The sequence below is a fragment of the Paenarthrobacter sp. AMU7 genome (assembly GCF_041200195.1).
In the GTDB taxonomy this organism is placed as follows: domain Bacteria; phylum Actinomycetota; class Actinomycetes; order Actinomycetales; family Micrococcaceae; genus Arthrobacter.
Window position 1 is genome coordinate 1,841,233 of the sequence record NZ_CP165735.1, and the last position, 15,121, is coordinate 1,856,353.

Annotated in this window: 19 protein-coding genes; 14 read left to right on the forward strand and 5 right to left on the reverse strand. The window is 63.0% G+C overall.

Features of this window, described 5'->3' with window-relative positions; all coding sequences use genetic code 11:
• The first annotated feature begins 181 nt into the window (after window positions 1-181).
• The 8 genes from ABQM86_RS08450 to ABQM86_RS08485 all read left to right on the forward strand — a co-directional run bounded on the left by ABQM86_RS08450 (window position 182) and on the right by ABQM86_RS08485 (window position 6,384).
• Window positions 182-541, forward strand: coding sequence for a LysM peptidoglycan-binding domain-containing protein (locus tag ABQM86_RS08450; protein ID WP_207597037.1), 360 nt, complete (start codon window positions 182-184; stop codon window positions 539-541).
• Window positions 542-619: 78 nt separating this feature from the next.
• The gene (locus tag ABQM86_RS08455) at window positions 620-1,738 is read left to right on the forward strand and encodes a histidinol-phosphate transaminase (protein WP_207597038.1); all 1,119 of its coding nucleotides are present in this window, start codon (window positions 620-622) and stop codon (window positions 1,736-1,738) included.
• Window positions 1,739-1,784: 46 nt separating this feature from the next.
• Window positions 1,785-2,411, forward strand: coding sequence for an imidazoleglycerol-phosphate dehydratase HisB (gene hisB, locus ABQM86_RS08460; protein WP_089594411.1), 627 nt, complete (start codon window positions 1,785-1,787; stop codon window positions 2,409-2,411).
• Complete coding sequence (hisH, locus tag ABQM86_RS08465; RefSeq protein ID WP_207597039.1) at window positions 2,408-3,160, forward strand: imidazole glycerol phosphate synthase subunit HisH; 753 nt, start codon at window positions 2,408-2,410, stop codon at window positions 3,158-3,160. Before hisB ends, hisH begins: the two co-directional genes overlap by 4 nt.
• A complete protein-coding gene (locus tag ABQM86_RS08470; RefSeq protein ID WP_198318392.1) occupies window positions 3,161-3,319 on the forward strand; it encodes a hypothetical protein in 159 nt (52 codons plus the stop codon).
• 47 nt (window positions 3,320-3,366) lie between these two features.
• A complete protein-coding gene (priA, locus tag ABQM86_RS08475; RefSeq protein ID WP_207597040.1) occupies window positions 3,367-4,110 on the forward strand; it encodes a bifunctional 1-(5-phosphoribosyl)-5-((5-phosphoribosylamino)methylideneamino)imidazole-4-carboxamide isomerase/phosphoribosylanthranilate isomerase PriA in 744 nt (247 codons plus the stop codon).
• Window positions 4,110-5,030: an SseB family protein gene (locus ABQM86_RS08480; RefSeq protein WP_280627663.1), complete on the forward strand. Its 921-nt coding sequence runs from the start codon at window positions 4,110-4,112 to the stop codon at window positions 5,028-5,030. Before priA ends, ABQM86_RS08480 begins: the two co-directional genes overlap by 1 nt.
• A gap of 49 nt (window positions 5,031-5,079) precedes the next feature.
• A complete protein-coding gene (locus ABQM86_RS08485) occupies window positions 5,080-6,384 on the forward strand; it encodes an MFS transporter (RefSeq protein ID WP_369746385.1) in 1,305 nt (434 codons plus the stop codon).
• Window positions 6,385-6,466: 82 nt separating this feature from the next.
• Here ABQM86_RS08485 and ABQM86_RS08490 read toward each other — a convergent pair whose 3' ends face one another.
• On the reverse strand, window positions 6,467-6,868 hold the full coding sequence (locus ABQM86_RS08490; RefSeq protein ID WP_089597300.1) for a DUF1844 domain-containing protein: 402 nt from the start codon (window positions 6,866-6,868) through the stop codon (window positions 6,467-6,469).
• Window positions 6,869-7,260: 392 nt separating this feature from the next.
• Between ABQM86_RS08490 and infC the strand changes: the two genes are divergently transcribed.
• The 4 genes from infC to ABQM86_RS08510 all read left to right on the forward strand — a co-directional run bounded on the left by infC (window position 7,261) and on the right by ABQM86_RS08510 (window position 10,364).
• Entirely contained in the window at window positions 7,261-8,301 is a 1,041-nt protein-coding gene (infC, locus tag ABQM86_RS08495) for a translation initiation factor IF-3 (protein WP_369746386.1), read from the forward strand.
• Between the two features lie 121 nt (window positions 8,302-8,422).
• On the forward strand, window positions 8,423-8,617 hold the full coding sequence (gene rpmI / locus ABQM86_RS08500; RefSeq protein ID WP_011774324.1) for a 50S ribosomal protein L35: 195 nt from the start codon (window positions 8,423-8,425) through the stop codon (window positions 8,615-8,617).
• Between the two features lie 119 nt (window positions 8,618-8,736).
• Window positions 8,737-9,411, forward strand: coding sequence for a 50S ribosomal protein L20 (rplT, locus tag ABQM86_RS08505; protein WP_089594417.1), 675 nt, complete (start codon window positions 8,737-8,739; stop codon window positions 9,409-9,411).
• Window positions 9,412-9,437: 26 nt separating this feature from the next.
• On the forward strand, window positions 9,438-10,364 hold the full coding sequence (locus tag ABQM86_RS08510; RefSeq protein ID WP_207597044.1) for an RNA methyltransferase: 927 nt from the start codon (window positions 9,438-9,440) through the stop codon (window positions 10,362-10,364).
• 27 nt (window positions 10,365-10,391) lie between these two features.
• Here the strand turns inward: ABQM86_RS08510 and ABQM86_RS08515 are convergent, their stop codons facing one another.
• On the reverse strand, window positions 10,392-11,600 hold the full coding sequence (locus ABQM86_RS08515; RefSeq protein WP_280627666.1) for an MFS transporter: 1,209 nt from the start codon (window positions 11,598-11,600) through the stop codon (window positions 10,392-10,394).
• A gap of 133 nt (window positions 11,601-11,733) precedes the next feature.
• Between ABQM86_RS08515 and ABQM86_RS08520 the strand changes: the two genes are divergently transcribed.
• Window positions 11,734-12,168, forward strand: a complete 435-nt coding sequence (locus tag ABQM86_RS08520; RefSeq protein WP_369746387.1) for a (deoxy)nucleoside triphosphate pyrophosphohydrolase — start codon at window positions 11,734-11,736, stop codon at window positions 12,166-12,168.
• Between the two features lie 10 nt (window positions 12,169-12,178).
• Here the strand turns inward: ABQM86_RS08520 and ABQM86_RS08525 are convergent, their stop codons facing one another.
• Entirely contained in the window at window positions 12,179-13,267 is a 1,089-nt protein-coding gene (locus tag ABQM86_RS08525) for an Rv2578c family radical SAM protein (protein ID WP_207597047.1), read from the reverse strand.
• A 92-nt stretch (window positions 13,268-13,359) separates the two neighbouring features.
• On the opposite strand from ABQM86_RS08525, the gene pcp reads away from it, so the two are divergent.
• A complete protein-coding gene (pcp, locus tag ABQM86_RS08530; protein ID WP_337341194.1) occupies window positions 13,360-14,001 on the forward strand; it encodes a pyroglutamyl-peptidase I in 642 nt (213 codons plus the stop codon).
• On the opposite strand, the gene ABQM86_RS08535 is transcribed toward pcp, so the two are convergent.
• Both ABQM86_RS08535 and ABQM86_RS08540 read right to left on the reverse strand, forming a co-directional pair.
• Window positions 13,998-14,627, reverse strand: coding sequence for an SIMPL domain-containing protein (locus ABQM86_RS08535; protein ID WP_280627669.1), 630 nt, complete (start codon window positions 14,625-14,627; stop codon window positions 13,998-14,000). The genes pcp and ABQM86_RS08535 overlap by 4 nt on opposite strands.
• A 2-nt stretch (window positions 14,628-14,629) precedes the next feature.
• Complete coding sequence (locus ABQM86_RS08540) at window positions 14,630-15,073, reverse strand: hypothetical protein (protein WP_337341193.1); 444 nt, start codon at window positions 15,071-15,073, stop codon at window positions 14,630-14,632.
• Window positions 15,074-15,121 lie beyond the last annotated feature (48 nt).

The window sequence follows — 15,121 nt, forward strand, 5'->3', positions numbered from 1 at the left end:
TTCGTTGATAAGTGCTAAAAATGTCATAGCAAGGTTCGAATATGTGTTCTATAAACCTGATGCTGACGCCGGCTGTTCGAACGAAGTGTTCGAACTGACGGAGTTGGGCAGGGGAACACACAGAATTGGCAGCCATGTACCGGGACCCGGCGCACGGCAATAGCTCAGAAGGGCTCAGCTCATGTCCGCAATCACTACGTTCGCTGATTTCCGCACCACCCAGGCGCCTGCGCGTCTGCGCCTGACCCGACGGGGACGGATGGTCTTCTTCGGCATCCCGGCGATGCTGCTGGTGGCTGCGCTGCTGAGCCTGGCTGGATTTATCACGTCACCGGCCAAGGCTTCGGATTCCCAGGCGCAACTCCAACCGCCCGTCGCTGTCACTGTTACGGTTCAGCCGGGACAATCGCTGTGGGGCATCGCCGGAGCCGCTGCTCCTGAGCGGGATCCCCGCGACGTGATTGCGGAGATCATCCAGCTCAATGACCTCCGTGGCGGCCGTATCCAGCCGGGTCAGCAACTGTTCGTGCCCGCAAATTAGTACGTTGCATGCCCGCATGAGCCGGCCACCCGGCGTCACAGTTAGTCGGCAGTCCCGGCGGCCCCTTAAACTGTGGTGGTGAGTGACCAGCTTGAGCGACTTAACCGACTACCCCTTCGGACCAACCTGCGTGGACTGAGCCCTTACGGTGCTCCGCAGCTTGACGTCCCCATTTTGCTCAACGTCAACGAAAACACCCATGGCGTCCCGGCTGATGTGCAGGCAGCCATCACAGAAGCTGTTGCTGCTGCGGCCACGGGGCTCAACCGCTACCCGGACCGGGAGTTCACGGAACTTCGCCAGGCGCTGGCCGACTACCTTGGTCACAATCTTTCCCCGGACAACATCTGGGCAGCCAATGGCTCCAATGAGGTTCTGCAGCAGATCCTCCAAGCATTTGGCGGACCCGGCCGGAAAGCACTGGGATTCCCGCCCACGTATTCCATGTACCCGTTGCTGGCCAGCGGCACGGATACCGAATACGTCCGCGGAGTCAGGGCTGACGACTACGGCCTCGATGCTGCCTCCGCCGCTGCACAGGTCCGGGAGACAGGTGCCAACATCGTGTTCCTGTGTTCACCCAACAATCCCACGGGAACAGGTCTGGGGCTGGATGTCGTTGAGGCTGTTTATGAGGCAGGCGAAGCCAGCCAGGCAATAGTGATCGTGGACGAGGCTTACCACGAGTTCGCACACGACAATACCCCGAGCGCCCTGACCTTGTTGCCGGGACGCGAGCGTCTGATCGTTTCCCGCACCATGAGCAAGGCCTTTGCCCTTGCCGGTGCCCGACTGGGCTATATGGCTGCTGCTCCCGAGGTCACGGATGCCATCCGGCTGGTCCGGCTTCCTTACCACCTGTCCGCTGTTACCCAGGCAACCGCCCTGGCTGCGCTCAACCACCGGGAGGCCCTCATGGCCGACGTTGAGGACATTAAAGTCCAGCGCGACCGGATTGTGACCGAGCTCCTGCGCATGGGCTTGAAACCTGCGGAGTCGGACTCCAACTATGTCTTCTTCGGCGGACTCAAGGATCCTCACACGATCTGGCAGGGCCTGCTTGACGCCGGCGTGCTGATCCGCGATGTCGGGATTCCCGGCCACCTCAGGGTCACTGCTGGAACCGAACCGGAAACCACGGCCTTCCTCGAGGCGCTGGAAGCGCTGCTGGACGGCGGGGCGTCACAGCCCGCCTAAACTTGTCCATAGACCCAACCCACTCTTCGTGTATAAGGACGTCCCAATGAGCGAAACCGGCGCCACGCCGTCCGCTGCCCGCACCGCGCGCATGGAGCGCACCACCAGCGAATCCTCCGTCCTGGTGGAGATCAACCTGGACGGATCAGGTGTCTCGGACATCAGCACCTCGGTTCCGTTCTACGACCACATGCTGACGGCGCTGTGCAAGCACTCGTTGATTGACATGACCGTGAAGGCCACCGGCGATACCCACATCGACGCCCACCACACCGTTGAAGATGTTGCCATCACCTTTGGCGAGGTGCTGCGGACCGCTTTGGGCAACAAGGCGGGCATCCGCCGCTTCGGCGAAGCCACTGTTCCTCTGGATGAGGCCCTTGCCCACGCTGTGGTGGATGTTTCCGGCCGCCCGTACCTCGTTCACGGCGGAGAGCCGGCCGGCCAGGAGTACCACTTGATTGGTGGTCACTTCACTGGTTCATTGACCCGCCACGTTTTTGAGGCCATTACCCTGCACGCCGGGATTTGCCTGCACATGAACGTTCTCGCCGGCCGCGATCCCCACCACATCGTGGAAGCCCAGTTCAAAGCCTTTGCCCGGGCACTCCGTGCTGCAGTGGAATCCGATCCCAGGGTCGAGGGCATCCCCTCCACCAAGGGGGCATTGTGAGTGGTCAGGTCCTGAAGGACGGGGCAGTCGCCGACACCATCGCTTCGGTCAAGCCCGAGTCCCCGGAAGGCAAGCCCACTGTCACGGTGCTCGACTATGGTTCGGGCAACGTACGTTCGGCTGTGAGGGCACTGGAGCGTGCCGGCGCCCATGTAGTGCTGAGCTCCAAGCCTGAAGACGTGCTTAACGCCGATGGCCTGGTGGTTCCGGGTGTCGGTGCTTTCGAGACCGTCATGAAGGAACTGAAAGCCGTGGATGGCATCCGGATGATCGGACGCCGGGTCGCCGGCGGCCGGCCTGTGCTGGCCATCTGTGTTGGTCTGCAGGTTCTGTTTGAAGCCGGTGTGGAACACGGCACCGAGTCCGAGGGCATGGCCGAGTGGCCTGGCAAGGTGGAGCTCCTGCCTGCTCCTGTCGTCCCGCACATGGGGTGGAACACCGTGGATGTCCCGGAAGGATCCAAGCTTTTTGCCGGCGTCGAGCAGGAGCGTTTCTATTTTGTGCACTCGTACGGTGTGCAGGAATGGAACTTCGACGTTGTGCAGCCCCGCATGGCCCCGCCGCAGGTGACGTGGTCCGAGCATGGCGCACGGTTCATTGCCGCCGTGGAAAATGGGCCGCTCTGCGCTACCCAGTTCCACCCGGAAAAGTCGGGGGACGCCGGGGCGCGCCTGTTGCGGAACTGGGTGGACGGCCTGAAAAAGACCCCTGCTCCAGCAGCGGAAACCTCCGGAAGCGGTGCCGCCTAGATGTGGTCTGTTGTCCTCATGGGCCTTGCCGGCGTGCTGGTGGGCGGCGGTATTTCCTTCCATCAGCAGAAGAAGCCCCGCTGGGTTTCCATCTCTTTCTACGTGCTGGCAGGGTTGTCCCTGCTGGCCGCCTACCTCCTGACGCTGCCCGGTAACTGAGCCGGTCACCAAGAACCCGCGTCAAACCTCGAACTCCAAGGACCCACATGACCACCTCTGCCCAGCCTGTTCTGGAACTCCTGCCCGCCGTCGACATCGTTGACGGCCAGGCAGTCCGCCTCCTCCAAGGAGAGGCCGGCTCGGAGACCAGCTACGGAACGCCTCTGGAAGCAGCCCTGAACTGGCAGAATGCCGGTGCCGAATGGGTTCATATGGTGGACCTCGACGCCGCCTTCGGTCGCGGCAACAACGCGGACCTCATCAGTGAGGTAGTGAAGCAGCTGGACGTCAAGGTAGAGCTGTCAGGTGGTTTGCGCGATGACGAATCGTTGGAGCGCGCCTTGGGGCTGGGTGTCGCGCGGGTGAATCTTGGCACGGCAGCGCTCGAGAACCCCGAGTGGACCCGCAGGGCCATTGACCGCTTCGGTGACAAGATCGCCGTCGGACTTGACGTCCGGGGTACCACCCTTGCCGGCCGGGGCTGGACCAAGGAGGGTGGCGACCTTTGGGAAGTCCTGGCCCGTCTTGAGGATGCCGGCTGTGCGCGCTACGTCGTCACGGACGTCACCAAGGACGGAACCTTGCAGGGGCCCAACGTGGAACTGCTGCGGCAGATGGTGGAGAAGACCGGAAAGCCTGTTGTCGCCTCGGGAGGCATTTCCAGCCTTGAGGACCTCCGCGTCCTGCGTGAACTCGTGCCTCTGGGCGTAGAGGGTGCCATTGTGGGCAAGGCCCTCTATGCCGGTGCCTTCACGCTGCCCGAAGCCCTGGACGTTGCCGGTCGTCGCTGATGCCCCACGACGCCCAACACCCGCATGGTCACCAAGGCCACCTTGGTGCAGGCAGCCGGCACCTGCCGGGCCACATTGCCGCCGCCCTGGCCGGGGCCGGGGGAGCGACTGACTCTGCCGGGCAACCGTGGGCAGGCAGGAGCCTTAGTGGGGACGACGCCAGGATCCATAACTTTGAGGACGACGACGGAACGGCCGACGCCGGCTACGTCACCGCAATTTCCGCGTTGATCAACGGCACCGGAACCGAGGCCGATGTTGTCGCCTCGCTGGCTACTGCACGGGTGTTTGTTCCCGTTGTTGCGCAGTTGGCAGAGGAAGCCGTTGGTGTTGATGGGCTGCATGCTGACAAGCAGGCGGATATGGCATTGGTCACACTTAAGGCGCCTGATGGTCGCAAAGCCATGCCTGTCTTTACTTCGGCGGCTGCGCTGGAGGCTTGGCATGGGGAAGCCCGTCCCGTGGCGGTTTACGCGGCCCGCGCTGCTCTTTCCGCGGTCTCCGAGGGTGCGCAGTTGCTGGTGTTGGATCCAGGGTCGGACTTCACGTTCGTGGTCCGACGCCCGGCCATGTGGGCCCTCGCCCAACAGCGGGACTGGACGCCGTCATACCTTGATGATCAACTGGAGTCTGCTCTCGCTTCAACCGTGTCAGGTTTCCGGACCGTGCGCCGGCTGGAGACGCAGCCCGGCGCAGGCGTTGCGTCGTTGACGGCTGACGGGCGGACGGTGTCCGGCGGTGGCTCGGGTCCGGAGTTACGGGTGGTGCTCTTCCTTGAAGATGGCCTCGACGCGGTGGCCGTGCAAACTCTGGTGGCGCAACTCAATGAGGCGTGGGCACGGATGGATTCCTTCGCTGAAGGCGTTGACTCCATTGAAGTGAAATTGCAGCGTGCGGCGCAGGAGCCTGGGCTGCACTAACGGCAGCCGGTTCCCCGGTCTGCCCCGGGGGAACAAGAGGATTTAGCCAGTGAATTTCGCTCTCTACAAGGAGATGCTGTCCATCCGCCCTGTCCGGCGCTTGCTGGTGGTGGGCATGATCGCCCGTATTCCGCATTCTGCTGCCGGCGTTCTCCTCACCCTGCATATCGTCCTGACCTTGGGCCAGGGCTACGCAGCCGCGGGTGCAGCAGCGGCCGTGATGACCATTGGCATCGCCTTGGGCGCGCCGTGGCGGGGCCGCAGGGTGGATATGGTGGGCCTGAGGAAGGCCCTGATCCCCTCGGTGGTCTCCGAGACTGTGATCTGGTCGATCGTCCCGCACGTATCTTATGAGTGGCTTCTGCCGTTGGTCTTTGTCGGCGGGCTATTCACCTTGCCGATCTTCAGTGTTGTACGTCAGTCACTGGGAGTCATGGTGGACGGGGAACAGCGCCGGTCTGCGTTCGCCCTCGATTCCATCGCTACTGAACTCGTCTTCATGATAGGTCCGGCCGTTGGCGCCATTGTTGCCACAAGCGGCCACTCGGCGATAGGCCTGACTGCGGTAGGTATCTCGGTCTCCGTGGCTGGACTCTTCCTCATGTGGTTCAACCCGCCAACACGAAGCGAGGCGGCCTGCACGCCGGAGGAGTCCGCGGACCGGGCCGCAGCGGATCTAGCTGCCGCTGAAGCGGCCATGGTGGCCTCGGCGCCGGCCCATGTCCAGGAAGCGGCATCGGAAATGGCGTCCTCAACGTCGCGCAGTGCAGCCCTCCGAAGCCGCGTGGCCAGGAATTTCACGTGGTTCACCGCATCCGTGGCTGCCCTCTTCACGGTGGCGGCCGGTTCAGGTATGGTGCTCAGCGGCTCGGATGTGAGCATCGTCGGGTTGCTGGAACGTGGCGGGCACGAGAATGAAATTGGCATCGTGTTCTTCTTCTGGTGCGCCTCATCCGTGGTCGGCGGATTGATCTACGGCTCCATGAAGCGCTCCATTTCGCCCATGTTGCTGCTGCTGGGCATGGCCGCCCTGACCATCCCCATGGGATTTGCCCAGGACACCTGGACCCTGGCTTTCCTGTCACTCCTGCCGGGCCTGTTATGCGCACCCGTCCTGTCCGCGTCGTCGGAGAAGGTCGCCGACCTCGTGGACGAGGAACGCCGCGGCGAAGCAATGGGCTGGTACGGCTCTGCCCTGACGGCCGGCGTTGCGCTGGGCGCCCCTTTGGCCGGCGTTTTCATCGACGCCGTGGGTCCTTCAGCTGGATTCGCGGCCATCGGTTCGGCAGGCGTCGTGCTCTGTATTGCAGGCCTGGTCCTGACTTCCCTGCGTCGACGCGCTGCCCGCGTCTGACACGCCAAGCGGAAGAAAGCACGACGGCGGGTCGACCACATGTGGTCGACCCGCCGTCGTTGAATTCTGTTGCAGTTGCCGGCTAGTTCACCGGACCGGTGAACTTTTCGCCGGGGCCCTTGCCTGGAGCATCGGGAATCAGCGATGCCTCGCGGAAGGCCAATTGCAGAGAGCGAAGCCCATCGCGCAACGGTCCGGCGTGCTGTGAGCCGATCTCCGGGGCGGCTGCGGAAACAAGGCCGGCAAGGGCTGTGATCAGCTTGCGGGCTTCGTCGAGATCCTTGAGGTCCTCGGCGTTGGGGTCATCCGCCAGGCCAACTTTCACGGCAGCTGCGCTCATCAGGTGAACGGCGCCAGTGGTGATGACTTCTACGGCCGGGACTTCAGCGATGTCGCGGATCTGCTGGGAAACCCCGGCATCAGCGGCAGGCGAAGCCGCGTTTTCGCTGTAGGAGTTGCGGGAATTGCTGTCTTCAGTGCTCATACTGGTAAGCTTGTCACAGACCGACTGGAAGTCGTTATTCACGGCCAACATCAGCAGTAATGCTCCCGCCACGTGCAATGTGCGCTTGGCGGGTTGTTTCTGTAGAATTGTCTTTCAGTTTGCAAGCGGAGTTCTCTCCCACCCGCGTCAGCCGTTCCCATCAGGGACATGATCCCTTTCGGGACAAGAGGTTGCCGGGTACCTGGTCGGACACGTGGGCGGCACAGCCACCCATAGTGCGTACTTCCCGCAAGGGGAGTGCAGCCGATCTTCGAGGCCTTCGATTGCACCAGCAATTGGGGGCCTTCTCTATTTGCCGGTGATATCACCACAACCACAGGAGCTTTAACATTAGCGAGCCAAGAATCAATGAGCGTATCCGCGTCCCCGAGGTGCGGTTGGTCGGCCCTGCCGGCGAACAGGTAGGAATTGTCCGCATCGAGGACGCCCTGCGTCTTGCTGCCGAATCCGATCTCGATCTCGTTGAAGTTGCCCCGCAGGCTAAGCCTCCTGTTTGCAAGTTGATGGACTTCGGCAAGTACAAGTACGAGGCTGCAGTCAAGGCCCGCGAAGCCCGCAAGAACCAGACCAACACGGTTCTGAAGGAAATTCGCTTCCGCCTCAAGATCGACAAGCACGACTACGAAACCAAGCGCGGCCACGCACTTCGCTTCCTCGGTGCCGGTGACAAGGTCAAGGCCATGATCCAGTTCCGCGGTCGTGAGCAGCAGCGTCCGGAGATGGGCATCCGCCTGCTCCAGAAGTTTGCCGAGGATGTTGCCGAGGTTGGCATCGTTGAGTCCAGCCCGCGCATTGATGGCCGCAACATGGTCATGGTGATCGGTCCGTTGAAGAACAAGGCTGAAGCGAAGGCAGAAGCCCGCCGTGCAGCCCAGCGTGCAGAAGCCAAGGCCCAGAATGAGGCCAAGGCGTCGGGACACGTGGACACCACTGGTGACCAGGCTCCGCTGACGCAGACCTTGGGTGACCTTCTTCCGGCCGGCCTGCTGGCTGGCAAAGACGAGACCACGCAGGAAACTGTGGAGGCTCCCGAGGCTGAAGCAGCCGTTGCCGAAGAGGCACCGGTTGTTGAAGAGGCCCCGGCAGTTGAAGAGGCAGTGGCAGTCGAGGAAGCTCCTGTTGCAGAGGAAGCTCCGGCGCCTGTTGTCGAAGAAGCACCCGTAGTCAAGGAAGCCCCGGCTCCCAAGGCTGAACCGGCCAAGGCAGCACCTGCAAAGGCTGCACCGGTTGAAAAGGCTCCGGCAGCGAAGGCTGCCCCGGCCGAAACACCGAAGCCTGTGGTTCCGGCCGCTCCGAAGCCCGCGGTTCCTGCGGCTCCGAAGCCCATGGCCAAGCCGGCAGCTCCTAAGCCGGCAGCTCGGCCCGCGGCCCCCAAAGCCGCGCCGAAGCCTGCTTCACGCAAGACCAACTAACTAGTTCAACGCCGCGGAGGCTCCGCCTCCACCGGCAAGCAACCAGCATGCCGGCCCTCGCAGGCCGGCTGCGCGAAAGAATCGCGGATTCGTCCGTGGATACGTAAGGAGATCGGTTCCCATGCCGAAGATGAAGACCCACAGCGGTGCTAAGAAGCGCTTCAAGCTGACCGGTACCGGCAAGCTGAAGCGTCAGCAGGCCAACCGCCGTCACTACCTGGAGCACAAGTCCTCCAGGCTGACCCGTCGCCTCGCCGGCGACAAGCTCGTCTTCAAGGGCGATGCCAAGGTCATCAAGAAGATGCTCGGCGTCTAAGTTCCAAGTTCTTTGGTTGCTGCCATCCGGCAGTTGCCGACTACACCAAAAGCCTTCTCAGGCCGGCCGGGTTTCCGGCAGTAGCAGCTTGGGATAAAGATTTCTGAAGGAGTACGCACGTGGCACGTGTGAAGCGGGCGGTAAACGCCCACAAGAAGCGCCGGGTTGTCCTCGAACGCGCCAAGGGTTACCGCGGTCAGCGTTCGCGCCTGTACCGCAAGGCCAAAGAGCAGCTGCTGCACTCGTTTGTGTACAGCTACGGTGACCGCCGTAAGAAGAAGGGTGACTTCCGTCGCCTCTGGATCCAGCGCATCAACGCTGCATCCCGCGCCAACGGCCTCACCTACAACCGTCTCATCCAGGGCCTGAAGGCCGCTGAGGTTGAGGTTGACCGCCGCATGCTGGCCGAACTGGCTGTCTCTGACGCCAACGCTTTCGCCGCTCTGGTGAACGTTGCCAAGGCTGCACTTCCGGCTGACACGTCGGCTCCGGCCGCCAAGGCCGTAGCTGCTCCGAAGGCTGCAAAGGTTGCTCCGGCTGCCGCCACGGCAACGGCTGTCAAGGCTGTCGTCTCCGAGAAGCCCGCCATCGATGGCGCAGTTGCCGCTGATGGCGACGAGGCTCCGGAAGGCTACGCCATCAAGGGCAACGCCGAGTCCAAGAAGTACCACGTTCCGGGTTCCACCTGGTACAACACCACCGCTGCTGAATACTGGTTCTCCACCGTTGAAGCTGCAAAGGCTGCCGGCTTTGAGCCTGCAGGTGGCGAAGCACGCCAGCAGATCAAGAACTAGTCGCAACAGCCACTAAAGTTCTTTATATGAACGAAACCGGGCGCCCGCAAGACTTTTCGATGACCAACCCCCGAGCTGATCGGGTGAGGGATGTCGCCAAGCTTGCCGGGCGCCCGGCGCGTTTAAAACGCGGACGCTTCCTCGCGGAGGGTCCGCAGGCGGTACGCGAGGCGTTGAGCCTGCACCGTGAGCGCACCGCGGCGGGAGGGCCCGCCGTCGTGCATGAAGTTTTTGCCAGCGAAGCGTGCCTGGACCGTCTTCCGGAACTGGCAGACCTCGCGCAGGGAACGCCCCTCCGGCTGGCAAGCGACGAAGTCCTGGCCGCGATGGCGGACACGGTGAATCCGCAAGGAATCGTGGCCGTGTGCAGTTTTGTTGACGTCAGCTTGGAATCAGTGCTCGACGCCGGCCCGCGCCTGATCGCTGTTATGTGCCAGGTGCGGGACCCCGGCAACGCCGGCACGGTCCTTCGTGCAGCTGATGCGGCCGGTGCTGATGCCGTGATCCTGACGGGCTCGAGCGTGGACATCTACAATCCCAAGGCTGTCCGATCCACGGCCGGTTCCCTGTTCCACCTCCCAGTGGTGCTTGGAGCCGAGGTTGAGGATCTGGTGGAGCGCTGCAGGGAGCGCGGTATCGGCGTCCTTGCCGCGGACGGCTACGGGACCGTGAACCTGGACAAGCTCCAGGACGAAAATGCTGCCCGGAGGTTGGGGAATGATTCTGTAGCCTCTGTGTACGCTCTTGAGGCGCCTACGGCGTGGCTGTTCGGCAATGAGGCGCAGGGTTTGTCAGACGCCGAGCTGTCGCTCGCTGACCACCGCGTGGCTGTGCCCGTCTACGGATCGGCTGAGAGTTTGAATCTGGGCACAGCAGCCACTGTGTGCCTTTACGCCAGTGCACGCTCCCAGCAGGGTGCCACAACGCAGGCGCTGTACGAGGCCTGGGAATAGTTCCAGCGCCCGCACAGCATCGAGGGATTAGCTGGCAAGCGGTCGTTTGCGTTCCAGCAGGCCGCTGAGCAGGGCTACGCCCAGGCCCAGGATGGCCAGTACCGCCCCCACAAGGGCGGGCGCCACGTAGCCCCAGCCCCACGCGATTACGGTGCCGCCCAGGAAGGCTCCGAGGGCGTTGGCGATATTCAGGGCCGAGTGGTTCAGCGAGGACGCCAGGGACGCGGCTCCCGGGGCAGCGTCCAGCAGGCGTGTCTGCAACGCCGGAGTCAGCATCGAACCGACGCCTCCCACAACGAATGCCATGATGAACGCTGCCCAGGCCCAGTGCGCTGCGATGGCGTAGACCACCAAGGCCACGGCGATTCCCGGCATTACCCAGTAGATGGTGCCCATGACGGATTTGTCGGCGATTCGCCCGCCCACGATGTTGCCCACCACCATGCCGAGGCCGTAGAGGGCCACGACAGCTGGAATGAGGCTCTCGGGGATTCCTGCCACAGATGTCATGGTGTGGGCGATGTAAGTGTAGACGGCGAAGAACCCGCCGAAGCCGATGATGCCGATGAGCAGGGCCAGCCACACCTGCAGGCGCTTGAGGGCGCCAAGTTCACGACGGATGCTGGCATCGGGGTGGGCTGCTTCGAAGGGGACGAACTTCCACACCATGGCAACGGTCACCAGTCCGATGGCACCAACAATGATGAAGAGCAGCCGCCAGCCAAAGGTTTGTCCCACCCAGGTGGCCAAGGGCACGCCGATGACGTTGGAAACTGTGAGGCCGGCCATCACCATGGAGATTGCCCACCCGCGCTTGGTTGGTGCAACGAGCCCGGCGGCGATGACGGCGGCCACGCCGAAGAAGGCTCCGTGCGGAAGGCCCGAGGCGAAGCGGGAGAGCAGCATGAAGCCGTAGTCCGGTGCGATGAAGGATGTCAGGTTCGCCAATGAAAGGAAGAGCATGAGTCCCAAGGCGAGGTGCTTCTTGGGGAGCTTGGCCCCGAATGCGGCGAAGATCGGTGCGCCGATGACCACGCCAAGGGCGTAGGCCGAAATCAGGTTTCCTGCCTCAGGTGTGCTGATGCCGAGTCCCTCCTCCACTTCCTTCAGGAGGCCCATCATGGCGAACTCGGTAGTACCTATGGCGAACCCGCCCATGGCCAACGCCAGGATGGCCAGGCCAAGGTGGCGCCTTGTTGCTTTAGCGTCGGTGGACGGGGACACAGTGGTAGTCATAAGCCTGTTTCTAGAGGGTGCCTTGTGGGCTGGGGAATGCGGAGAAAATCCGATAACAAGTTTAGTCCCGTGGCTTGTCGTTGACGCAGGAATGTGACGATGCCCATCAAGTGGCCGCCCCTAGACTGGGGGAGTGACTGCACTGATAAATGTTGTTGGCGCTGCGATCGTCGACTCCCTTGAAGTACCCACCCGCCTTCTTGCTGCGCGCCGCTCAGCACCACCGCAGTTTGCCGGTATGTGGGAATTTCCGGGGGGCAAGGTGGAGGCCGGCGAGACTGCAGAGGCCGCCCTGCATCGGGAACTGGCCGAGGAGCTTGGCATTGAGGTTCAGCTGGGACACGAGTTGGAGTCAGGTCAACCGGAAGGGTGGGTCCTCAACGATCGGGCCGCAATGCGGGTCTGGTTTGCGGAACTGACAGCTGGCGAGCCCGCTCCGCTGGAAGACCACGATGAACTGCGGTGGGTTTCACTGATGGGCGGTATTGAAGCTCTGAGCCTTCCTTGGATCCCGGCGGACTTCCCCATTGTCCGGGCTCTGCTTGACCGCGTAGTCGCACCTGCATAACAGGGCCAGCTCAGAAGAGCGGCTGCTGTCCTGGGAGTGTGCCTGCGCCCACCTCAGGGGCGGCGGACCCCTGCGCCGGGCGGGCGTTGCGGTGGCTGAATCCTGAAGTCCGGGTGTAGCCGTACTTCGCTTTGAAATGGGTGATCCGGCCGGTCAGCCAGGTGCTGTATTCCTTGGAAACGTAAGAGCCTTGGCCGTAGAGGCGGCGGTACTTGCCGACGAGTTCGGGGTGCTGGGCCGCCAGCCACTGCATATACCACTCCCGCGTTCCTGGCTTCAGGTAGAGGGCTCCGGCGGTGACGCCCGTGGCGCCGGCTTTGGCCAGTTCGCTGAACAACGAATCGAGGGCTTCGTCCGAGTCGGTCAGCCACGGCAGGATGGGCATCGCCATGACGCCGCAACCCAGTCCAGCATCCCGGAGCCGGGAAATCAGTTTGAGCCGTGCCCTGGGGGAGGGGGTACCGGGTTCCACCAGCTCGGCGAGATCTTCATTGGTCATGGCGAGCGAGATTCCGAGGTCCACGGGCACCATGGTGGCAGCGTGCTTAAGCAGTGGGATGTCCCGGGCCAGCAGGGTGCCCTTGGTCAGGATGGAGAAGGGCGTGCCCGAGTCCGCCAGCGCACGGATGATTCCGGGCATCAGGGCGTAACGGCCTTCGGCGCGTTGGTAGGGGTCGGTGTTGGTCCCCAAGGCCACTTGATGCCTTTTCCAGGAGGGTTTTGTGAGTTCCCTCCGGAGGACTTCGGCGGCGTTGATCTTCACCACCACCTGGGAATCGAAGTCACGCCCGGCGTCGAACTCCAAATAGGTATGGCTCTTGCGGGCAAAGCAGTAGACGCACGCGTGGCTGCAGCCGCGGTAAGGGTTCACCGTCCATTCGAACGGCATGGCAGAGCCCGAAGGCACCTTGTTGAGCACTGACTTTGCGGTGACCTCATGAAAGGTGACTCCGGAGAATTCGGGTGTTGAGATGGAACGCACCAGCCCGGCCAGCGGCAGCAACGCATCCATGGCCGGGGCAGGGCCTGGAACTGGAGAGCCGCCGTCGTCGGACGCCGGTCCACGCTTGGGTGACAGTGCTTGTGCGTCCCATCTCATGAACTCCATTCGAAGGTATGTTCGAATGAATGTCAAGGACCCTCGAGGTGAATTAAGGAAAGCCGAGGGTCAAGCGTTGCTAAGGTTGGCCCATGATTCTGCTGACTGGCTTCGAACCGTTTGGCCGGGACGATGTCAATCCTTCCTGGCATGCGGTGCGCCGCGCACGGGACATTCTGCGGGCTGAAGGCCTGGATGTCGAAGCCCGGGAGCTGCCGTGCGTCTTTGGTGACTCTGCCGCAGCACTCAGCGAGGCAATGGCCACCACTAAGCCGGACCTTGTGATCTGTGTGGGATTGGCCGGCGGACGTGCACGGATATCCTTGGAACGGGTGGCCATCAACTGCGATGACGCACGGATCCCCGATAACAAGGGCCAGAAGCCTGTGGACGAGGAAGTAGTCCCCGGTGGCCCGGCAGCGTACTTCTCTACCCTGCCCATTAAGGCCGCGTTGCGGGACCTCCAGATTGCTGGAATCAAGGGCGAGGTTTCGCAGTCGGCAGGAACCTACGTCTGCAACCACCTTTTCTACGCGTTGATGCATTTGCTCGCATCGACCCCAACCATCCGTGGCGGTTTCGTGCACATCCCTTATCTCCCGGAACAGGTGTCCCCGGAAAGCGGTACCCCGTCCATGCCCTTGGAATCCATGGCGGAGGGTCTTGCCGTCGTGGTACGGACGGCCCTACAGACGCAGGTGGACGCTGCCTTGGGTGCCGGCGCCATCCACTAGAGAAGCTCCCATTCCACAGTGACGCTGGCGGTGACGGAGGACTCTCCGGCTTCAACGGGCAGGGATTCAGCGGAAAAAGATGCCCTGACCATCCCGCCCAGGGGAATGGGTGCGCCATGGACGGGCTCTTGGGCAATGGATTTCACCTGCCCCAGCCGGGCAGAAGCCAGCGATGCGTACTGTTGGGCACGTGCCAGTGCGTCCAGCCAAGCCGCTTCCTGCGCCTGTGCGGTCACCGAGGTTGCATCGGCGAAGCCTTGCTCGATCCCATTGATCCTGATGTCGTCGCCACCGGCCGCCACTGCCGCGGCGATGGCTTCCGGTGCATCCGCGTGTGAGCGAATTCCCACCTGCAGCGTGGTGGACGCCACATACGCTGTGACCTTCTGGCCTTGGCCTTCCACCCACACCAGCTCGGCCCGAAGGTTCAGGCCGCTGGTCCGCAGGTCGACGTCCGTGACGCCGGCCTCCCGCAAACTGGCCGCGACAGCGCCGGCCGCCTTCCCGGCGTCGTCGTAGGCCTTGGCGGCAGTGTCCCGGCGTGTTTCCACGCCAAGCGTCAACGTGACCAGGTCCGGGACTGCTGTGGCGCTCGCATTCCCCGTTACGGTGATGGTTCGCTTCATGCTTATGCCTCGATTCGATGGCCGGCAGGTCCGTCCGGCCGGTTGTGGTGGTCGATGTAGCCGCCCGCCGCGAGGCCAGCCTGGCGCTCGAAGAAGTTACTCGAGCCCGGATTCCCGCTGCGCAGCATGGACCACGCGGCGGCGACGCCGTAGAGGGCAAGGAACGGAAGTCCCAGGCAGTAGGCGTACTGAGTGCTGTGCCGCTCCTCATGTCCCAAGAGCACGGGGTTCGTTCCGGCAACGCCATGGGGCGCCCGGTACAGGATCACGTTCCCCAGCGTGAATGCTCCGGCGTGGGGGAGTTTCCAGCCATACCCGGCTGCTATCAGGAGGCCGCGTGGCCCGCGGGTCAAGGTGCTTCGGGACGCAGCGGCTACCGCGAGTCCCAGTGGTGTAGACAGGTTTGCGACGTTGGCGATCTGCCGCAGGCGTTGCGCGGGAGTCATGAAGCCATGCTAGACCCGTCGCGTATGGCACGGCATGAGCGGCAGGGA